16 protein-coding genes are annotated in these 19,043 nt (G+C 60.2%); 6 read left to right on the top strand and 10 right to left on the bottom strand.

Features of this window, described 5'->3' with window-relative positions; translation table 11 throughout:
• Window positions 1-7: 7 nt before the first annotated feature.
• The 10 genes from CRN80_RS26845 to tssB all read right to left on the bottom strand — a co-directional run bounded on the left by CRN80_RS26845 (window position 8) and on the right by tssB (window position 9,725).
• Window positions 8-265: a PAAR domain-containing protein gene (locus CRN80_RS26845; protein WP_047710546.1), complete on the bottom strand. Its 258-nt coding sequence runs from the start codon at window positions 263-265 to the stop codon at window positions 8-10.
• A 77-nt stretch (window positions 266-342) separates the two neighbouring features.
• On the bottom strand, window positions 343-864 hold the full coding sequence (locus CRN80_RS26840; protein ID WP_032892404.1) for an Hcp family type VI secretion system effector: 522 nt from the start codon (window positions 862-864) through the stop codon (window positions 343-345).
• Between the two features lie 103 nt (window positions 865-967).
• Complete coding sequence (gene icmH / locus CRN80_RS26835; protein WP_098952020.1) at window positions 968-1,813, bottom strand: type IVB secretion system protein IcmH/DotU; 846 nt, start codon at window positions 1,811-1,813, stop codon at window positions 968-970.
• Window positions 1,806-3,152: a type VI secretion system baseplate subunit TssK gene (tssK, locus tag CRN80_RS26830; protein WP_098952019.1), complete on the bottom strand. Its 1,347-nt coding sequence runs from the start codon at window positions 3,150-3,152 to the stop codon at window positions 1,806-1,808. The genes icmH and tssK overlap by 8 nt, the downstream gene beginning before the upstream one ends.
• Before the next feature lie 37 nt (window positions 3,153-3,189).
• The gene (gene tssJ, locus CRN80_RS26825; RefSeq protein WP_098952018.1) at window positions 3,190-4,539 is read right to left on the bottom strand and encodes a type VI secretion system lipoprotein TssJ; all 1,350 of its coding nucleotides are present in this window, start codon (window positions 4,537-4,539) and stop codon (window positions 3,190-3,192) included.
• Window positions 4,536-5,558: a type VI secretion system baseplate subunit TssG gene (tssG, locus tag CRN80_RS26820; protein WP_098952017.1), complete on the bottom strand. Its 1,023-nt coding sequence runs from the start codon at window positions 5,556-5,558 to the stop codon at window positions 4,536-4,538. Before tssG ends, tssJ begins: the two co-directional genes overlap by 4 nt.
• Entirely contained in the window at window positions 5,522-7,288 is a 1,767-nt protein-coding gene (gene tssF, locus CRN80_RS26815; protein ID WP_032892397.1) for a type VI secretion system baseplate subunit TssF, read from the bottom strand. Before tssF ends, tssG begins: the two co-directional genes overlap by 37 nt.
• 7 nt (window positions 7,289-7,295) lie before the next feature.
• Complete coding sequence (tssE, locus tag CRN80_RS26810; protein WP_032892396.1) at window positions 7,296-7,712, bottom strand: type VI secretion system baseplate subunit TssE; 417 nt, start codon at window positions 7,710-7,712, stop codon at window positions 7,296-7,298.
• A complete protein-coding gene (gene tssC, locus CRN80_RS26805) occupies window positions 7,713-9,191 on the bottom strand; it encodes a type VI secretion system contractile sheath large subunit (protein ID WP_032892394.1) in 1,479 nt (492 codons plus the stop codon).
• Between the two features lie 30 nt (window positions 9,192-9,221).
• Window positions 9,222-9,725 carry a type VI secretion system contractile sheath small subunit gene (gene tssB, locus CRN80_RS26800; protein ID WP_032892393.1) on the bottom strand — a complete coding sequence of 168 codons (504 nt, stop codon included), beginning with the start codon at window positions 9,723-9,725 and terminating at the stop codon, window positions 9,222-9,224.
• Window positions 9,726-10,162: 437 nt separating this feature from the next.
• On the opposite strand from tssB, the gene vasI reads away from it, so the two are divergent.
• From vasI to CRN80_RS26770, 6 genes are all read left to right on the top strand, one after another.
• Window positions 10,163-10,729 (top strand): type VI secretion system-associated protein VasI, encoded by a 567-nt coding sequence (gene vasI, locus CRN80_RS26795; RefSeq protein WP_238344573.1) that lies wholly within the window; start codon window positions 10,163-10,165, stop codon window positions 10,727-10,729.
• A complete protein-coding gene (gene tssA, locus CRN80_RS26790) occupies window positions 10,717-12,135 on the top strand; it encodes a type VI secretion system protein TssA (RefSeq protein ID WP_098952016.1) in 1,419 nt (472 codons plus the stop codon). The genes vasI and tssA overlap by 13 nt, the downstream gene beginning before the upstream one ends.
• A gap of 4 nt (window positions 12,136-12,139) precedes the next feature.
• Entirely contained in the window at window positions 12,140-14,659 is a 2,520-nt protein-coding gene (locus CRN80_RS26785; RefSeq protein ID WP_098952015.1) for a type VI secretion system Vgr family protein, read from the top strand.
• Window positions 14,656-16,452 (top strand): triacylglycerol lipase, encoded by a 1,797-nt coding sequence (locus CRN80_RS26780; protein ID WP_098952014.1) that lies wholly within the window; start codon window positions 14,656-14,658, stop codon window positions 16,450-16,452. The genes CRN80_RS26785 and CRN80_RS26780 overlap by 4 nt, the downstream gene beginning before the upstream one ends.
• An 83-nt stretch (window positions 16,453-16,535) precedes the next feature.
• On the top strand, window positions 16,536-17,693 hold the full coding sequence (locus CRN80_RS26775; RefSeq protein WP_256588581.1) for a T6SS immunity protein Tli4 family protein: 1,158 nt from the start codon (window positions 16,536-16,538) through the stop codon (window positions 17,691-17,693).
• Window positions 17,690-19,024, top strand: a complete 1,335-nt coding sequence (locus CRN80_RS26770; RefSeq protein ID WP_256588580.1) for a T6SS immunity protein Tli4 family protein — start codon at window positions 17,690-17,692, stop codon at window positions 19,022-19,024. The genes CRN80_RS26775 and CRN80_RS26770 overlap by 4 nt, the downstream gene beginning before the upstream one ends.
• The last annotated feature ends 19 nt before the right edge of the window (window positions 19,025-19,043 follow it).

Here is a 19,043-nt window from a genome sequence, read left to right as displayed (position 1 = left end):
GTAAGTGTCAGTCGATCAACCAGCTGCTATCACCGTTTTCCAGTTTTCCATCGTGGTCGGTGGTGTCGCCAACCCGGGCCACGGCTTTTCCTTCGACGGTCATAGAGCGTGAGCCGCTGGTGATCACGGCGCCGCATCCGAGGGTGTCGCCGACACGGGCGACAGCTTTGCCATTGACGGTCATGTTGCGGGCACCGCTGTCGACGGTGGTGGGGCCACACAAAGGGCAATCATGGTCGTGTCCGACCAGTACGACGGCAGGCATAGAGCCTCCTTAATAGGATTCAAGTCAGTGAAGGGTCCGCCGCTGCACGAGCCGCAGCGACGGAACTGGGTACGCGCTTAACCCGCTGCTGCCGGCTTGCGCCAGTCGTCCGAAGCTTCAGTGCCGGCGACTACATGAATCCAGCTGATCTTGCGGTAGGCCAGGCTGGTCCTGATCAGTTGGGTGTAGTTGGCGTTGCTGCTGTCTTGTGCATGGGGCAGTACGGTTTCGATCTCGACGACGGTGGCGTCTTCGAGTTTGGTGGTGAAGAAGTGCTGCTGTTTGCCCTCCCCGCAAGTGCGGAACCACTTGACCTCGACGGTTGGCAACGTCTCGCCGGTGGCCAGGGCTTGATAGAGCATTGGAGAGGCTTTGTTCAGCGCACTGGTGAAAATCAGCGGTTTATGCACGCGCTGGCCAGCGGGTTGGCCGCTTTGCGGGTCGGTAGGCGTGCATATTGTGTGGTCGATGGCCTGGGCGAGAATTTCGTCCTCATGGCCTTCTACATAAACGTTGCCCACCGAGTCTGCGGTGAAAGCACCTTTGGAGATATGCCCCTGGTTTTTGCCGTGGATGCTGATATACGCGGGTGTTGGCATGACAAGCTCCTTGTCGCGATGATTGAGCGACCTTGAGGTCGCGGTTTATGGCCGAAACGGCCATGGCTTTGCAGGCGCTCGACATGAGCGCGCTGAAAATCGGTTACAGGTGCAGCACCCGCTCAAGCGACACCAACACCTGCTGGGTGATGGTGTTCAGGCGGATCGAGTAGATCGTGTAGGCGACCGTCAGCACGACGGCGGCCATGGCCCATGGTGTCCACAATGGCCAGGCGCGTTTTATTCGGTAGTTGCGCGGTGCGACGTTGGTGAGCGGGTCGGTGAGGCGCTTGGGTGTTTCGCCGCGAAGAGGGCGTAGTAATCCGTGCAATTGGTCGATGATTTTCTGTATTTCGTCATCGCCCTTGGCGTGCGCGCCGTATTTGCCTTTGAGGCCGGAGATCAGGCACTGGTACATGAACTCCAGAACATGCTGGTACCTGGCGGCTTCGGGGATCATGTTGTTCATGATGGTGAAGAATTTTTCGCCGCCTCGGGTCTCGCCGTGGAACTGGCTGAGCAACGAGCGTGCGCTCCAGGTGGAGAGCCTGCCCCAGGTGGTGCGCATGACCACCTCGTCCACCAACAGGCACAGGCTGTAGGAGTAGGCCTTGAGCATGCCGGCGTCGTAGTCGAGCTGGCGGACTTCTTCCATGATCGCAGTGATCTGGTTACTGACGCTTTGGTACAACGCAGGCACGTCATGGTGGTGGTCCAGACGGCGCAGGCGGATGACCAGGCCGATCAGCGGCGTGGCGGCATCGCACAGCGGGTTCCAGGCCACGCCACGGATGTCGAATTCAGGGTCTGCGAGCAGCACCGGCGGCTTTGGCTTGGCCTGTTCCTCAGTGGGGTCCGGTTCTTTGCTGCCGGTCGCCTGTTGCAAATAACTCAAGAGCTGATTGTTGCCCGCAGGTGGCGGGGTTTCGGTGGGCGTTGCTTCATTCATCTCTCTCACTCCTGATCGCCCAGAACTGCAATTCCAGCTCCGGGAATTCACCGGCAATATGGAAACCGAACCCGCTGCCACTGCTCAGGCTTTGCCAGGCAGGGTGATGGCGGTCGAGTTCGAAGTAGCTGAAGCCGGCATGAAACGGCAGGTGCCGCGGTGCCACCGGCAGCGGCCGCAGTGGAATGCCCGGCAGTTGCAGGCTGACCAGTTGCTCCAGGCCTTCGGTGGAGCTGATCTTGATCTGCCGGGGCAGTTGCTGACGCAGGGTCTCCGCCGGCAGCCCGGCGCGCACGGCGAGGATGAACTCGGCGTTGTCCAACAGGCGCTTGTCGTTCAATGCGGCGCTACGCACGCCGTACTCCTGATCGACGATTGGCAACGACACCGCGCGCGGTTGCAGCACGGTGCCCAAGGCGCGACGCAGGGTGTGCTCCAGGATCTGGAAGGATTCGCGCAGGTTGTCGTGCTGGTAGGCCGGGTATTCCTGGGGCAGGTGGCCTTCATCGGTGAAGGTCACCAGTTCGCCGCAGGCTTGCGCCAATGCGATGTACAGCCGCTCCGGGTGAACCTGGCGTTGGCGGGCCAGGTGCTGGAACAGCGGGAACAAGCGGTTGAGGGTTTGCAGCAGGTTGAAGTCGGTGACATCGGCCACCCCCGACTGCCCCGGTGAGCCGATACGCTGGGCCAGGTTCTTGGCCCGTTCGCGCATCAGCCCGGCCACTTCGCCGAGGTAGCGATGCAGCGCCGGCACGGCTTGCAGGGACAGGCTGGTGGGATAGAAGTGCTCATCCATCACCAGGCTGCCGTCGGGGCGCTTGTCTTTGATCCTGCCCAGGGCGATGCCGGTGAAGGCACTGCGGTCGCTGCGTTCAAGCATCAGTTGCAGGTTGGGTACGGCCAGGTCCATGCCGACCTGATCGCCGTCATCGCTGTGGGTATCGCGGATTTCCTCGCGGCGGGCAATGTAGCGGCTGTTGCCGTACTGGTCGGGCCAGCGCACTTCGAGGGCGCCGTTGGACCGCAGTGGCAGCGTCAGGTAAACGATCTGGTTGACCGCGCTGCTGTCGGCGATTTCCAGCGGGGAGGGCGGCGCCAGGTCGTGGGGAATATCGAAGACACTGCCGTCGGGCATGATCCCGCGTGCCTGGGTAATGGCGACTTTACCGAAGCTCAGGTACTCGGTGTTCAGCGTCAGTTCGCTGAAGCCGTAGAGGGCGTCGTTGAGGCTGTGCAGGCGCTGATGCACGGCGGCTTCGGCGGCGCGGGCCTGTTGCTGGAAGTGTTGGGGCTTGACGAACAAACCTTCATGCCAGATGACGGGGTTGCGTGAACTCATCAGTAATTACTCGGGGCAAAAGCGGCTGAAAAGGGCGTCATCGGGTTTCTCCCTTGAGGCTGACCTGGGTGGCGTCCAGCTGCACCAGCACCGCGTACTGCCGGCCTTTGGGCTCGACGCGTAGGCGCTGTTTCCACTGGCCGACGTCGCTGCTGTGGTAGTTGGCGATCACCGCGATAAAACGCGTGTCTTCATCCAGGGCACGCAGGTCGATGAACTTGAATTGGCCGGGCTGGAGCAGGTAGTCGTCGGCCCGGATGTAGGTGCTGCCCAAGGTCTTTTTCAGGTCCTCGGCCAGGGCTTCGGGGCTGGCGTTGACTAGCAGCGAGTCATCGGTGAGTTGCAGCACCTTGAAGGCGATTGGCGTAGCGACATGCTCCAGCGCCGGGCTGCCCCATGGGGTGGTCAGGCTCACGCCCTGGGCGTCGTAAGCGCCGAGCAGTGCGTCCTCGATGGGCGACATTTGCTCCGCAGGCGTGGGCTCAATGGTTAGCAACGATTGCGCTGGCACGGCTTCGTAAAGATGGTTGAGCAGGGTTTGCACTTTGTCCGTCAGCGCCTGCGGGCTGGCGGCCTGGACGTTGAGGGTGTAAGGCGAGCGGTTTTCGTCCTCTACCGGTGCGGTGCCGGTGCTGATCAGGCGCGGGTTGACGTTATCGCTGGCGTGCAGGCTCAGGGAGTAGCGGCTGGGCTGATCGTCGGGGCCGCCGACCGGGATAGAAGGCGTCCAGATCACCTGGCCGATCTTGCCGAGCATGGTGCAGCCGCCGAGGGCCAGGCAGGCCAACAACAAGGTGCATAGGCGCAGGTTGCTGAACAGGCTGAAGCTGCGCTTGTGTGCGGGCGCGCCACTATCCGCCAGCGGTTTGGGCGGCGGCGCTTTATGCATCGCCCGCAGCGGATCGCCTTGCTCGCTTAAATCCACGGGTTGGCAAAGGCGTTCGAATTCCGGGCAAACCACAGGTGCAACTTCGGCCAGCGGAGGGTTCGTTACCTCCTCCAGGTGCCACTCCAGCAGGCCATCCGGGCGACCACTGAACAGCGCTTCGAGCGAGCGTTGCCCTGGCGCATGCTCGCCAAACTGCACGGCCACTCGATAGGCGCCCACTTGCAAGAAGTCGCCATCGTTGAGTGCTACCGCACTGTCGCAACCCACCGGCAGATCGTGGCCGTTGACGTAGGTGCAGCCACTGCGGTCGATCACACAAAAGCGCCCTTCGACAACGCGGATATCGCAGTGGTTAGGCCGCACACTGTTCTGACGATCCACCAGATGCCAATCCGCTGCGGCACTGCCAATGCTGCCGCCCTGCGGACCAAAGCGGTGGCTGGGTAGATAACCGTGCAGCAACTGCGCGGGATTACTGATGACCAGGGTCAGCTTCATGCGCGCCCCCGGATCCGCACTACGGCGGGATGGCGTTGTTGCTGGTGCTCGATAAAACTGGTCCAACCCAGGTGAGTGCCGCTGGCGCGTTGCAGGTTGAACGGCGGTACATCTTCTTCGCGTAGCCCCAGTTCCAGGTCGTAGGCGGTGGTATCGCGCAGCAGAAAATCCATCAACTGGCGTAAGCGCCCGAACTGATCGCCGCTGGGCAGAAACTGACGAAAGCGCGCCTGGGTCAGGTTGGGAATCACCAGGGTAAACTTGCTGGCGCGGGTCTTGCTGCGGTCACCCACCACAAAGTTGCTGCCCAGGGTGCCGTTGGCTTTGCCCAGCGCCAGGCGCTGGCGTTGCGCAAAACTCACCGAGCGGGCCTCGAACTCACGGATATGCACGCCGTGCAGGTCGAAACAGTGCTCGACGATGCCGGACACCACCGACGGCGAGCGGCTGCGGTTGGCGATCAAGCCAGCAAAGCTCAGCAATCGGCCCCAGGGCAGCGGGGTGGCGCCGCGCAGGTCGTTGTCATTCAGGCCGACCATCGAGAAGACGTACCGCGAAAAGCGATCGGTGGCCTCGGCCTGGAAGCGAACGTAGTAGCGGTACTTGCGCCAGCTGGTGTGCAGCAGCGTCAGCAAACGATGATTGAAAAAGTCCATGAACGCCGGACGAATGCCACGCTCCTGGGCCTGCTCGTAGGCCAGGCGATCAAGGTAGTAACCGGGCAGTGGCGAATCCGTACCGTGCAGGCCAAAGAAGCTGGTCTGCAAGCGATAGCGCACCTCTTCACGATCGTCCTCAATGCGTGCGGCCTCCACCACGTCGGAGGCCGGAAACCCCAGCCCCGCATGGCTTTGCAGGCGTACGCGACGGCGCACCGCATCACTCAGGGGCCGTGCTTCCAGGTCATCGCCATGCAAGGCGTGCAGGTGCTCCAGCAGACGGTGAAACGAATAGTTTCGCGCGTCGGCCAGCAGCAGGTCAGCTAGATCACGGGTTGTCTGCCGGTCAACAGTGGCCATTCGTAGCGCTCGTTGTTAGTGGTATTGATCACTTCCAGGCGATGGAAGGAGTTGATGCTTGCGTACAGGGCGAAGAAGTGCGAAAGCACACTGGCGAACAGGTACAGCTCGCCCTCGCAGAGAAAAGCGTCCTGGTCCAGTTTTAAGCGCGTCTGCACGCCGCGTACCGGCAGGCCTTTCATCAGCCAGTCGATGGGCGTGGTCACCGCATCCTGGATGCCGTTGAGGCGTTTGCGGGTGGCGCGGGCCTGTTGCAGATCGTGCAGCGCGGCAAAGTCATAGGCACGGATCACCGCCTTGAGCGGCTCGGGCGACAGCAATGACAGGTAGTTGAGCGACAGGTTGGAAATCAGCGTCCAGTGCAGGCTGCTGTCCAATACCGGCCGGTAGCTGCGCGTCGGCGCAATCAGATTGGTATAGGTGGCAAACGAGGGTGTGGCCTCGGTAGACCGTGACACATCCCCGATACCCAGCCTCTGCGGCAGGTCGCGGTTGGTACAGGTCAATTCGATCGAAGCTGCTTCGTTTTCGCCGATATACAGGCTTTCATCGCCGCGCACAAAGGCGATGCGATGACGCAAGCCTTCACGTCCGTGGGACTCCTCGATGTGTGTGCGGAAATACAGCGCCGTGCGGCCCCGGGCATGTTCGATCTCATGCTGGAACGATTCGAACGGGGTGAAGCGCCGCAATGGATCGCCTTTACGCTCCTTGTCGGCGGCGTCCCAACCGGCCACGTGGTCGACACTGAAAATTTCATACGCATCCCGGCGGTTGCCCGTGGGGCTGATACGGCGTTCCTGGCTGCGCCCATCCAGCATGATGGGCTCGGCATCGTGGCGGAATAGATTGACTGCCGGCGCGCAGAACAGGTGCAGGTCGCTGGTGCGCAGGTGTGTATTGACCGGCATCGGCCGCGAGAACTGAAATTCGAAGCGTATCTGCCCGGTGGTGACGGCCGGCCAGACCTTGGCAAGCCGGGTCAGGCTGAAAAAGTGGAAGCGCTGCGGGAACACAAAATATTCCTGCAGGATGCGGTAGCCATCGAACACATTGCGCGGGTAGGGCAGCAGTGCCTCGTCGGGGGTGAAACCGGGAAAACCCAGATCGTCGGGGTTGAGGCGATAAGGCGTGTTGTTGACGTACAGCGTGATGCTTTTGAGGTAATGGGCCAGCCATAGGTACAGGGTCAGCGCGGTGGCATTGTCGCCGCCCAAATGAAAGTCCAGCTGGTCGCACTCAAGGCTGTCGAGCGGCTGCTGGGTCAACACATTAAGGTCGACGCGCAGTGTCGAGGCTTCGCGGCTGTGGGCATCGCTGACGGCGTGCAACGCCAAGGGGTACAGGTTGACGTCGGTGCAGGTGCGAAACTCGCAGGAAATGCCGTCCACAGGGTTGGCAAACAGCCGCGTCCCTTTGGGAATCACTTTGCGCTGACTGATCGCATTTGGCAGCGGTGTAAAACGGATGATGGTCGCACTGGGCAGGGGCCGCAGGTAATTGGGCCAGAGCATCTGCAGCAGCGGGTGGGTCAGCTCCGACAGGTCGTCATCAATCTTCATGCCCAGCTTGGCGGTGAGGAAGGCAAAGCCCTCCAGCAGCCGCTCCACGTCTGGGTCGCCGGCCTGATCGCCAAGAAACTGCGCCAGTTGCGGGTTGTCCTCGGCGAACTCGCGGCCGAGTTCGCGCAGGTAGCGCAACTCCTCGGCAAAGCGTTGTTTCAAGTCCATCGCATCCTCATCTCACGCGGGTGTAGCCGTCGCGGCCGTGCATGGCCACTTCGATCTGCACCTGTTCTTCCTTGTGGTTGACCTGCACCTGGCAATCCAGGCGAAAGTTCAGCTCCAGCGGCAGGTCCGGGTCGGGCTGATAGCGCACGCCCGTGACCTTGATGCGCGGTTCAAACGCTTCCACCGAACGCCGGATATCGGCGCTGATGGCCAGTACCAGGTCACTGCTGGCCTGGGTGACGCCGTTGAAGTCGCGCAGGCCCAGTTCAGGGCTGCTTTGTGAGCAGCCCTGGCGTGAGTTGAGCACCTGCTCCAAGTGACGCTTGATCGCCTCGATACGCTGGTGCGCCTGCTCATCCGCGCAGCCTTGGCGGTAGCGCGGTGCATCGGGTTCCAGGCGTTCGAACAGGCTGGCGCCGCGCATTTATTGGGTGTCCAGCCGACCGACCAGGGAGATCTCGAAGTTGGCGCCCATGTACTTGAAGTGCGGCCGTATCGCCAACGACACCTGGTACCAGCCCGGGTTGCCCTCGACGTCCTGCACTTCGATTTTTGCGGCGCGCAAGGGGCGACGGCTGCGTACATCGGTCGACGGGTTCTCCTGATCGGCGATGTACTGCTTGAGCCAGGTGTTCAGCTCGCTTTCCAGGTCCTGGCGTTCCTTCCAGCTACCGATCTGCTCGCGTTGCAGCACCTTGATGTAGTGGGCCAGGCGATTGACGATAAACAGGTACGGCAACTGGGTGCCGAGCTTGTAGTTGGTCTGGGCTTCCTGGCCTTCGCGGGTCTTGGGGAAATTCTTGGGTTTCTGCACCGAGTTGGCCGAGAAGAACGCCGCGTTGTCGCTGTCTTTGCGCATGGTCAGCGGGATAAAACCGGCTTCGGCCAGCTCGAATTCCTTGCGGTCGGAAATCAACACTTCAGTAGGGATCTTGGCCTGCAGTTGGCCGAAGGACTCGTACAGGTGCACCGGCAGGTCATCCACCGCACCACCGGACTGTGGGCCGATGATGTTCGGGCACCAGCGGTAGCGGGCAAAGCTGTCAGTGATGCGCGAGGCCATCAGGAACGCGGTGTTGCCCCACAGGTAGTTGTCGTGGTTGCCGTCGACGGTTTCGTTGTAGCCGAAGCTGCGGGCCGAATTGTCTTCAGTGCTGTAGGGCGTGCGCAGCAAGAAACGTGGCAAGGTCAGGGCCAAATGGCGAGCGTCTTCGGACTCGCGCAAGCCGCGCCATTTGGTGTGGCGGGGGCCGTCGAAAATATCGTTGATCTCTTTGAGGTCGGGCAGGCCCTGGAAGCCTTCGAGGTTGAACAGTTCCGGCCCGGCCGCCGACACAAACGGCGCATGGGACATGGCACCGATGGAGGCTACATAGCTGAGCAACTTGATGTCCGGCGAGCTGGGACCAAAGGTGTAGTTGCCGACAATGGCCCCCACCGGCTCACCGCCGAACTGGCCGTAGCCGGCGGTGTAGACGTGCTTGTACAAGCCGCTGCGAGTGATATCACCGGCGTTGTCGAAGTCGTCCAGCAACTCCTCCTTGGTGACGTGCAGCATTTCCAGCTTGATGTTTTCGCGAAAGTCCGTGCGGTCCACCAGCAGTTTCAGGCCACGCCAAGCCGATTCCAGTTGCTGGAGCTGCGGCTGATGCAGGATCACGTCCATTTGCTTGCTCAACGCGCGGTCGATCTCGGCAATCATCTGGTCAACCCGGTGCTTGTTGACCGGCTGCTCGTGATCACCGCTTTGCAGGATCTCGCTGATGAACGCAGCCACGCCTTGGCGGGCCACGGCATAGCCTTCCTGGGACGGGCGGATGGTGGTATTGGCCAGCAATTGATCGAGCAACGACGACTGTTCATCGGCGACCAGTACTTGGGCGGCACTACTTTCCCTAGGCATAAGGGCTACTCCATATGGACGTAAAAGAACTCAGTTGTTTGGCGCGTCAAGCACCAGGTTCAGTTCGCTGGCCAGGCGTTGGCGGGCGGTTTCATCGGTCAGCAGGTTTTGCAGGTGCTTACGAAAGGCAGGTACGTTGCCCATTGGTCCCTTGAGCGCAACCAAGGCTTCGCGTAGTTCCAGCAACTTGTTCAGCTCGGGTACTTGGCGAGCAATGGCGTCAGGGCCGAAGTCATTGATGGTTTTGAATTGAAGTTGCACATTCAGGTCGGTGTCGTGATCGTTGTTCAGTACCGACGGGACCGCCATGTCCAAGGCAACTTCTGCTTTGGTAAGGACTTCATTGAAGGTGTCTTTATCTATCCGAATGGATGGTCTATCTTCAAGAGCACTTAGTTCGCCGTGGCCTTTGAAGTCGCCCGTGACCAGTAACTTCAGCGGTAGCTCGACTTCGGCTTGTTGGTCGCCTGTGGCCGGCACGTACTTGATATTGATGCGTTCTTTAGGCGCGACAGAACTTTGGGATTTCGACATGGGAAAAATCCTTTTTTGAAGGTGGCGCTATTAAAAGCCCATGTTTCAGAAAAAGTCATGTCGGACGAAGTCGATTCGTTTCGTGGTACTTGGATGTAAGAAAAATTACTGTTTAATGTTTATGTTGGGCCTGGGAAAATTCATACAGTGTCAGGTTTTGTTATCTGAGGGGTGTATCTGGTATTTGAGGGTGTTGCAAAAAAAATGATGCCTCGGACTTGCCAGTTCGTTATTTATATAAGTTCATGAAAAGTTGCTGTGTTCGAAGATGAGTGATCGCCTTGGTTCAATAGCAAAAGTTGAATTTATTGATAATGTAGGGGGAGGCGTTGATGCGCAAAGGATCGCAACGTTGGTGTTGGGTAGGGGGCCTGGCAGCAATGCTGATTGCCCCGCACATACACGCAATGCCGATGGCACAGGATTGCCCGGCGATCGTGTCCCCGCTCAAACGCCTGGAATGCTTTGACTTGGCTGCCGGCACGCCCATCCATCATCCGCCTGCGCCGCCGCCTGCGCTGAGCCGGGTGCTGCCGATTGTCGACCTGGTACAGCGCAATGAGGCCAAGCGCCAGCCTGAGGATCAGCGCTTTCTGTTGTCGTCATTCCCGGCGCTGGACAACGACCAGCCACCACGGCTGGTGATCTCGGCCCCGGCCTTGGGAGCACTGCCGCCAAGGCCCTATTTGGCCATCAGCTGCGAGTCGAAAATTTCGCGCCTGCAATTGGTGCTGGATGAACCGGCCAAGCCCAACAAAATACGCATTCAACTGTTCAAGGATGAGCGCCCCGTATCGGTAGCTTATCAATGGCAGGTGCTGGACGACGCCGGCCTGGTGGTCGATGCCGGGCGCGGGCTGCAGGCGATTTCCCTGTTGCGCAATATGGGCGGTGGCCAGCGCCTGCGGCTGGAGAGCGACTATCCAAGGCTGCACGGCCTGATATTCGACGCCGAGGGGCTGGGCGAGCTGATTGAACAGGAGCGCCAGGCATGTCGTTGGTGATCGACGTTCCGGTCGACATCGTCGAGCGGCTGCTGGCCCCCATTGACCCCGCGCAACCCGCCGGGCATTTCGATGTAGAGGACGAAACCTACCAGGCCATCGACCAGGAGATGGTCAAGCTGGGCGGCTTGCGTGAGAGCGATATCGACTGGCCCTACATCGATGAAGCCTCCCGCGACTACCTGACGACCCAGTGCAAGTACTGGCGCATCGTCGGCCATCTGCAAGTGGTCTGGTTGCGTACCCGCCAGTGGGTGCGCTGGGCCGATGCCCTTGGGCTGATCGCGGGTATGGTCGAACGGTATTGGGACAACGCCTACCCCAAGCCCGGCCCCACCGGTTACCTGAACAAGCGCAAGCAGGTCCAGCGCCTGCTGGAAGATCTGGGCCAGGTGCTGCCGGCCCTGGAGCGCAGCAGTTTTGAGCCGGCTTACCAAGCAGCGGCGCAACGGGCGCTGACTACCCTGCAACGGTGCGTCGACAGCGCCAAGCTCGACCCCGCAGCGCTGGATACCCTGCAACGGCAGTTGGACAAATACAGCGAGCCGGCCGTGGTGAACGCGCCTGCCCGTATGCCCACCGCCAGCGGCGCCCTGGACGCAGCCTTTTTCAGCCCGCCTAAACCGCAAGCGCCCAGTAACGAACGTGAACAACGCCGTGCGGTGTTGAACATGGCCGAGCAGATCAACCAGCAAGACCCTTACGACCCCACCGGCTACCAATTGCGCCGCTTCGGCCTGTGGTCGCATCTGCGCACCGCGCCCTTAGTCGTCCGTGACCGGCGCACCGAACTGACCGCCGTGCCCAAAGACATTGTCGACGGCTACCAGGATGCGCTTAACCACAACGCCATTGAGCCGAACCAGTTACTGCGCATCGAAAAAAGCGTGTGCGCCTCGCCGTACTGGCTGCGCGGCAGTTACCTGGCCGCCCAGGTCGCCTCGCGCCTGGCGATGGAAGAGGTGGCCGGCGCCATCCGCCAGACCTGTGAGCGGTTTGTCTGCCGTCTTCCGGCCTTGCTGGAGTTGTGTTTCAGCGACGGCACGCCGTTCGTGGATGCGCAAACCCACGCATGGATCACCGGTGCCGATCAGACACAAGCCAGCGGCAGCCCGGTGCACGAATACGCCGGCTTGCGCGACGAACTGGCCACTCAACTCAACACCGAAGGCGTGGAAGTGGTGCTGCTGCGCCTGCAGGAACTGCACGCCACCCAAGACGCGCCGCGCCATCGCAGCTACGCCACCGTGATTGCCGCCGACCTGCTGGCATCGCGTGGGTTGTCGTGGCTGGCGGACGATTTGTACGCCAGCGTTGCGCGGTTGATGCGCGATACCACGGCGCAGGGCTGGGAGCCGGAGCTGTATCAGAAGGTGGCGGCCATCATCAGTCAAAGTAAGGACTAGCCACGTGCCCGGCCAAAGCGACCTGCGATTCACCTTCGAGCCCTTGAAAGGCGATGCCTTCGACGTAGTGTCCTTCACGCTTGAAGAAGGCCTGTCCCAGCCGTTCAAGCTGGAACTGCAACTGGCCAGCCACAACGCGGCCATCGACTTCAATAACGTGCTCGACCTGGCGGGGCTGTTCACCATCCGGCGCGGCGAAACCCCAGTGCGCTATGTGCACGGCCTGGTCAGCCTGTTCACCCAGGGCGACACCGGTTTTCGTCGCACCCGCTACACCGCCGTCATCGAACCGACCCTGGCGCGTTTCGACCTGCGCTCCAACTGGCGCATCTTCCAGGGCCAGACCGTGCCCGATATCATCACCAACGTGTTGGCCGAGCAAAAACTGACCGACCTGCGCCGCGAAATCTGCTTCGATCATCAACGCCGGGAATACTGCGTACAGGCCGGCGAAACCGACCTCGATTTCATCGCCCGCCTCGCCGCCGAAGAAGGCCTGCTCTACACCTTCGAACATCGCGACGACGGCCACACCCTCGTCCTCACCGACCGCGTCGGCGGCCTGGGCACCATCGGCACGCACAAACATTGCCCCGTGATCTACCAACCCATGGCCGGCGGCGATGCCACGGAACCGGCCTTGACCCGTTTTCACTACACCGAACAAGTACGCACCGCCCGCCAGGTACAACGCGACTACACCTTCACCCACCCGCGCTACGACCAACAGCACACCGCCACTGGCGACCAGGACCTGAAAAACCAGCACAAGTACTACGAACGCTACGACTACCCCGGCCGCTACAAACGCGACATCGCCGGCAAACCCTTCACCAAGACTCGACTCACCGCCCTGCGCAATGACGCCAAACTGGCCCACCTGGCCGGTGACGACGCACGCCTGCAACCGGGGCTGGCGTTCGACCTCAACGAGCATCCCCGCGAAGACTTCAACGACCGTTGGCGCACCATCGCCATCAAGCACGAAGGCAAACAGCACACCAGCTTGCAAGAAGAGGCGTTCGGCAGCGACCACGGCACCTCTTATGAAATGAACGCCAGCGCCATCCGCTGGACCTCCGACTGGAAAGCCCCGCTGCGCGACAAACCCTGCATCGACGGCCCGCAGATTGCCACGGTGGTTGGTCCGCCAGGGGAAGAGATCTATTGCGATGAATGGGGCCGGGTGAAAGTGCAATTCCCGTGGGATCGTGCGGACAAAAACAACGATCAGAGTTCGTGCTGGATTCGTGTGGCTCAGGGTTGGGCCGGAGCGACCTGGGGCGCCATGGCCGTGCCGCGCGTGGATCAGGAACTGATCATCAGCTTTCTGGATGGTGACCCGGACCAGCCCATCGCCACAGGCCGGACTTATCGCGAGACCAATTTGCCGCCCTACGAGCTACCTAAGCTCAATGCCGTAGCGACAACCAAAAGTCGCGAATTCAAGGGGACCCGCGCCAATGAGTTGCGCATTGACGACACCACCGCGCAAATCAGCGCGGCGTTGATGAGTGATCACGAGCACAGCGCGCTGCATCTGGGTTACCTCACTCACCCCCGCCATTACGGTGGCGGTAAACCCAGGGGGGAGGGGTTTGAGTTACGGACGGATGGGCACGGTGCGTTGCGCGCGGCAAAAGGTTTATTGCTGACTGCGGAAGCGCAACTGAAGGCCGCTGCGGGCCAACTGGAGCGCCAGCAAGTCATTGAGGTGCTGCACACCGCCCTGGCATTGGCCAAGCAGCTAGGCAGTTCGGCGGAGGTTGCCCAAGGCATTGTCCAGGATTGGCAACCGCAACAGACGCTTACCGAGGCCGTCAACACCCTGGGGCAGGGCGCCAATGACCAGCCCAATGGCACGGGCACTGGCGCGCAGCCCATCATCGCCCTGAGCGGGCCCGCGGGTATTGCTGCCGCCACATCCCGCAGCATTGCCATGGGCGCAGGCGAACACATCGACAGCGTCGCGCAACAGAACCTGCAACTGACCGCCGGTAAAAAAGTGGTGATTAACGCGGGTGACGAGCTGGGCCTGTTCGCCCAGGGCGGTGACATGCGCCATATCGCCCAGAACGGTCAACTGCTGCTGCAGGCCCAGCACAACAGCATCCAGGTGCAAGCAGATCAGAGCGTGGAAATCAGCGCCAGCCAGCAACACGTGCTGGTGGCGGCGGACAAACACATCACCCTGCTGTGCGGCGGGGCCTACATCAAGATGCAGGGCGGCAATATCGAGCTGGGCATGCCCGGCGATTTCATTGTGAAAGCTGCGAACAAACAATTCATTGACCCCAGCCATGCCGCGACGCAACTCAACAGCTGGCCCAGCACCTCGTTCAACGAACGCTTTCAACCCTTTTTCAACGGTCAACCCATGCGCAACCGTGCCTACGCCTTGGTTCGCAAAGACGGCGCACGCTTCGAGGGCTGCACCGATGGCGAAGGCTACGTCACCCTGCAACAGGGCATGACACTGGAAGGGTTGACATTGGAATGGCTAGAAAACGGAGACCCCACATGACCAATAGCCCGACGACGCCCCGTGTCGCCCCCATGCACTACAACGCGCGGGGCAACCCTGTGCATACCTGGACCCTCACGCCCAGCCATATCACCGACCCGGTGCACTGCATATTGCCGCCGGACGGGGTGCTGCCGGTGATTTTTGTGCCGGGGATTATGGGGTCGAATTTGAAGAGCAAGCCGGAGAAAGGAAAGGATAAGAAAAAGGCGGGGCCCGTCTGGCGGTTGGATGCGGGGTTCATGGGTAAGAATATGTGGTTGGCCCTGAACTGGATAAACAAAAAGGCGGGTATACGACAGCAACTATTGCACCCAGCCAGGGTAGAGGTTGATAACAAAGGCGCAGTGCCGGAGCGCTCTGTCGGCACGGTCATAGTGCCGCCAGAGCCGGACAGGAAAAAAACAATCCTGGCTCTGACCAAGCGCTACGAAGAGCGGGGCTGGGGCGAGGTCAGCGAAACCAGCTACCACGCGTTTCTTCTGTGGCTGGAAGACACCCTTAACAGCGAATTCATGCCGCACAAATGGCCGCAGTTCGACATTCGGCCTGAGCATCTGCATACCCGCAGTGTCGAGCCCGGCCCGGTTCAAGTCACCGAGTTGAAACCCGAAATGCCCATCGCCATGCCGGGGTTGGGCGCTAACCTGGCGGCGCAGTTGCCGTCGATTATTTCGCACGAGTTGGCGGCGCGTGGTGGCTACCGCATGCCAGTGCATGCCTGTGGTTACAACTGGCTGGACTCCAACGAGGAGGCCGCTTCAAGGCTGGCTGAGCGTATTGATGAACTCATGCAGCAGTACGGTCGCAACTGCCAACAGGTGATTCTGGTTACCCACTCCATGGGCGGGCTGGTGGCACGGCGATGCGCGCAGCTACCGGGTATGGCCGACAAAATTGCCGGCGTCGTGCACGGCGTGATGCCCGCCATCGGGGCGCCGGTCGCTTACCGTCGCTGCAAGGTCGGCATGCGCGACGAAGACCCCATTGCCGGTGCGGTCATTGGCCCCACCGGTCAGGAGGTCACCGCTGTATTTGCGCAGGCACCCGGTGCCTTGCAATTACTGCCCACCCAGGACTATGCCCCGGGCTGGCTGCGGCTGGTTGACGAGCGCGGAGCCCCGGCTATGCCGCGTCAACCGGTAAAGGATCCTTACGAAGAGATTTATCTACGCCGTGACCGCTGGTGGGGATTGTTGCGTGAAGAGTGGTTGGCACCGAAGGATGGGGATCCGATTACGTGGGAAGATTTTGAGGAAAACATGTCGGAAGCGAAGCGGTTCCATCAGAAACTCGCTGGCTCCTACCACCCTCAAACCTACGTTTACTACGGCAACGACGATAAGCACCCCAGTTTCGAATCCATCACTTGGGAAATGCGTCGTGGGTCTCGCCTCAATGGCCCTTATGCCTCAAGCCCGGATGCTTTCACGGTGTCCAGCCTGCAAATGCATGAGGTGCGTGACGACGGGCGAAGCCCGTTGTACGTAGGCGGGCAAGCCGAAAGTGTAATGCCCCCACGCGGTGACCCGAATGCGCCAGTAAAGACCGTACAGACCAGCTATTGGGAACTGCATTGCCGTATGCAGGACGGCGCTGGCGACGGCACCGTACCGGTGAGCTCCGGCCGCGCGCCGATCAGGCAGGTCCGCCAGGGTTCTGTCCGCCAGCAAGTGCAGGCCCCAGGGTTCGATCATGAAGCGTCCTACGCCAACCCGCTCACCCAGCAATTCACCCTCTACTCCCTGATCAAGATCGCGGCGAAAGCCAAGAGGCCTCTATGCGCAGGTTGACCGTTTTTTTTACATGCCTGCTGCTTGGATCGGTTGCAGGGTGCACCACTTTCAGACAACCCAGTGAACAGGAGAAACAAATCGTGCACGAACTGACCAGCAACATGCGCACCTGGGCGCTGGGCCGTGGGCTGATAGATTTGCCCGCCAACTGGACGGGGGGCGGGGATGTGAAATTGTACTACGGGCTGGGGGCCGATCATGCATCCGTTGAAGTGCGGGTGTTGGGCGAAGGGGTGTCACAGCAACGCTTTTCCGCTGCCTTGCAGGAGCGGGCCAGCCGGATCGCCGCGGTCAAAAATTATGAGATGGATGACGTATCAATGCTGGTGTCAGCCAAAGCGCAGACACCGCAAAGTGTCATGTTGCAATACTACCGGCGTCCAACACCGCGTCAGACTTTCGTTCACGAACTCCACCTGCTGGTCGATGATGTCTACGTCATGCTCCGAGCAGACTCCTTCAAGGGTAATACCGCCCCTGTTGAAGATCGTCTGTTAAAACTTTCAAAAGAGATCTTCAAAGTCACCCCTGAAACCGCAGGCGCAGGCTTTGCACTGGACTCCATTGTCATTCGCAGTCATCACGATCAGGAGATCGCTAGTTTCGACTTTAGCCCACCAGCCTCAGATGTCTCGCTGAGTATCTATATCAACGCTTTGTCGCCTGATGATGAAGAACGCTTGCACGTGCGCACCCCCAAAGACGGGCAAATTTTTCTCGCAGGGGATTACGAAAATTTGCGGGCGAGGAAAATTACCTTGGCCGGCATGCAAGCTGAAGAGTCCCTGATCGGCTTCAGCGATGACACTCACCGTCAAATACTCTTTGTGAGCGAAAACTACCGGGACAATCCTTCGCTGGCTCGGCCTGGCATGAGCATCCGTTTGTCGGCGGGTGGCATGAAAGGAGAGCCAGTTGATCCCAACGAACCCGAAGACCTAGTGCGCTGGACCCTTCCCCAGTTCGCCAACAAAGGCTACGAACGGCCTCTCTGGCAACAACCCGCGTCACCAGAACCCGTCAACCCCTCGCTCACCGACTACGAAGCCATGGCCGTGTGGGACGCCATCCTCAAATCCGTACGCATTCGCTACGGCTCGGTCGTGCCCAAGCCGGACCCCTGGGCCAACATTCGCGGGCCTAGTGCCGAGGAGGTTGCCGAAAGCAAACGCATCCTCGATGAGTTCATTGCCAGCTTGGAAAAACGTAGGTCGTTACCAGGGGATAGCGATCAATGAATAGCGCCCACCGGCTTTATTTTGGCCGTCTTCATCCTAAAGCCCCCCAGCTTCTTTTCATGGGCTTGACGCTCGCGTTGCTTGCGGGCTGCGCCGCCTTCAAACAACCCAGTGAACAGGAGAAACAAACCGTGCACGAACTGACCAGCAACATGCGCACCTGGGCGCTGGGCCGTGGGCTGATCGACTTGCCTTCCAGTTGGACCGGCGGAGGGGATGTGAAGTTGTATTACGGGCTGGGGGCCGATCATGCATCCGTTGAAGTGCGTGTGCTGGGCGAGGGGGTGTCACAGCAACGCTTTTCCGCTGCCTTGCAGGAACGGGCCAGCAGGATCGCCGCGGTCAAAAACTATGAGATGGATGACGTATCAATGCTGGTGTCAGCCAAAGCGCAGACACCGCAAAGTGTCATGTTGCAATACTACCGGCGTCCAACACCGCGTCAGACTTTCGTTCACGAACTCCACCTGCTGGTCGATGACGTCTACGTCATGCTCCGAGCTGACTCCTTCAAGGGTAATACCGCCCCTGTTGAAGATCGTCTGTTAAAACTCTCAAAAGAGATCTTCAAAGTCACCCCCGAAACCGCAGGCGCGGGCTTTGCGCTTGGGCCGGTTGTCATTCGCAGTCATCACGACCATGAGATCGCCAGTTTCTATTTTCACCCCCCTGCTTCAGACGTATCGCTGAGCGTCTACTACAACGCCTTATCACCTGATGATGGAGAACGTTTGCATGTCCGAACCCAAAAAGACGGGAAAATATTCCTCGCTGGCGATTATGAACAACTGCGTATAGGCAAAATCACATTAGCCGGAATGCAAGCCGAAGAATCCTTGATCGGCTTCAGTTATGACACACATCGTCAAATACTTTTCGTCAGCGAGAACTATCGAGATAACCCATCCCTAAGCCGTCCAGCTATGAGTATTCGCCTATCGGCAGGCGGAAAGAAGCGTACCGCCATAGATCCTGATAAACCCAGGGATCTTGTGCGCTGGACCCTTCCCCAGTTCGCCAACAAAGGCTACGAACGGCCTCTCTGGCAACAACCCGCGTCACCAGAACCCGTCAACCCCTCTCTCACCGACTACGAAGCCATGGCCGTGTGGGACGCAATCCTCAAATCCGTACGCATCCGCTACGGCGCGGTCGTGCCTAGACCTGACCCTGAGGCCAACAGTCGCGGCCCCAGTGTCAAGGAGGCTGTCGAAAGCAAACGCATCCTCCATGAATTCATCGCCAGCGTTGAAAACGCAAGCCATGCCCCCGGGCGTGGCTCAGCGGGAGCAAAAGGGATGCGTTCACCGTGTGTAAGCAACGAACTCTAAAAAAGCGTTAGGAGCGATT

The organism is Pseudomonas sp. FDAARGOS_380, from assembly GCF_002591235.1.
Taxonomy (GTDB): domain Bacteria; phylum Pseudomonadota; class Gammaproteobacteria; order Pseudomonadales; family Pseudomonadaceae; genus Aquipseudomonas; species Aquipseudomonas salmasensis.
The sequence above is the reverse complement of the archived record's forward strand: the minus strand, read 5'-3'. Positions and strand labels throughout refer to the sequence as shown.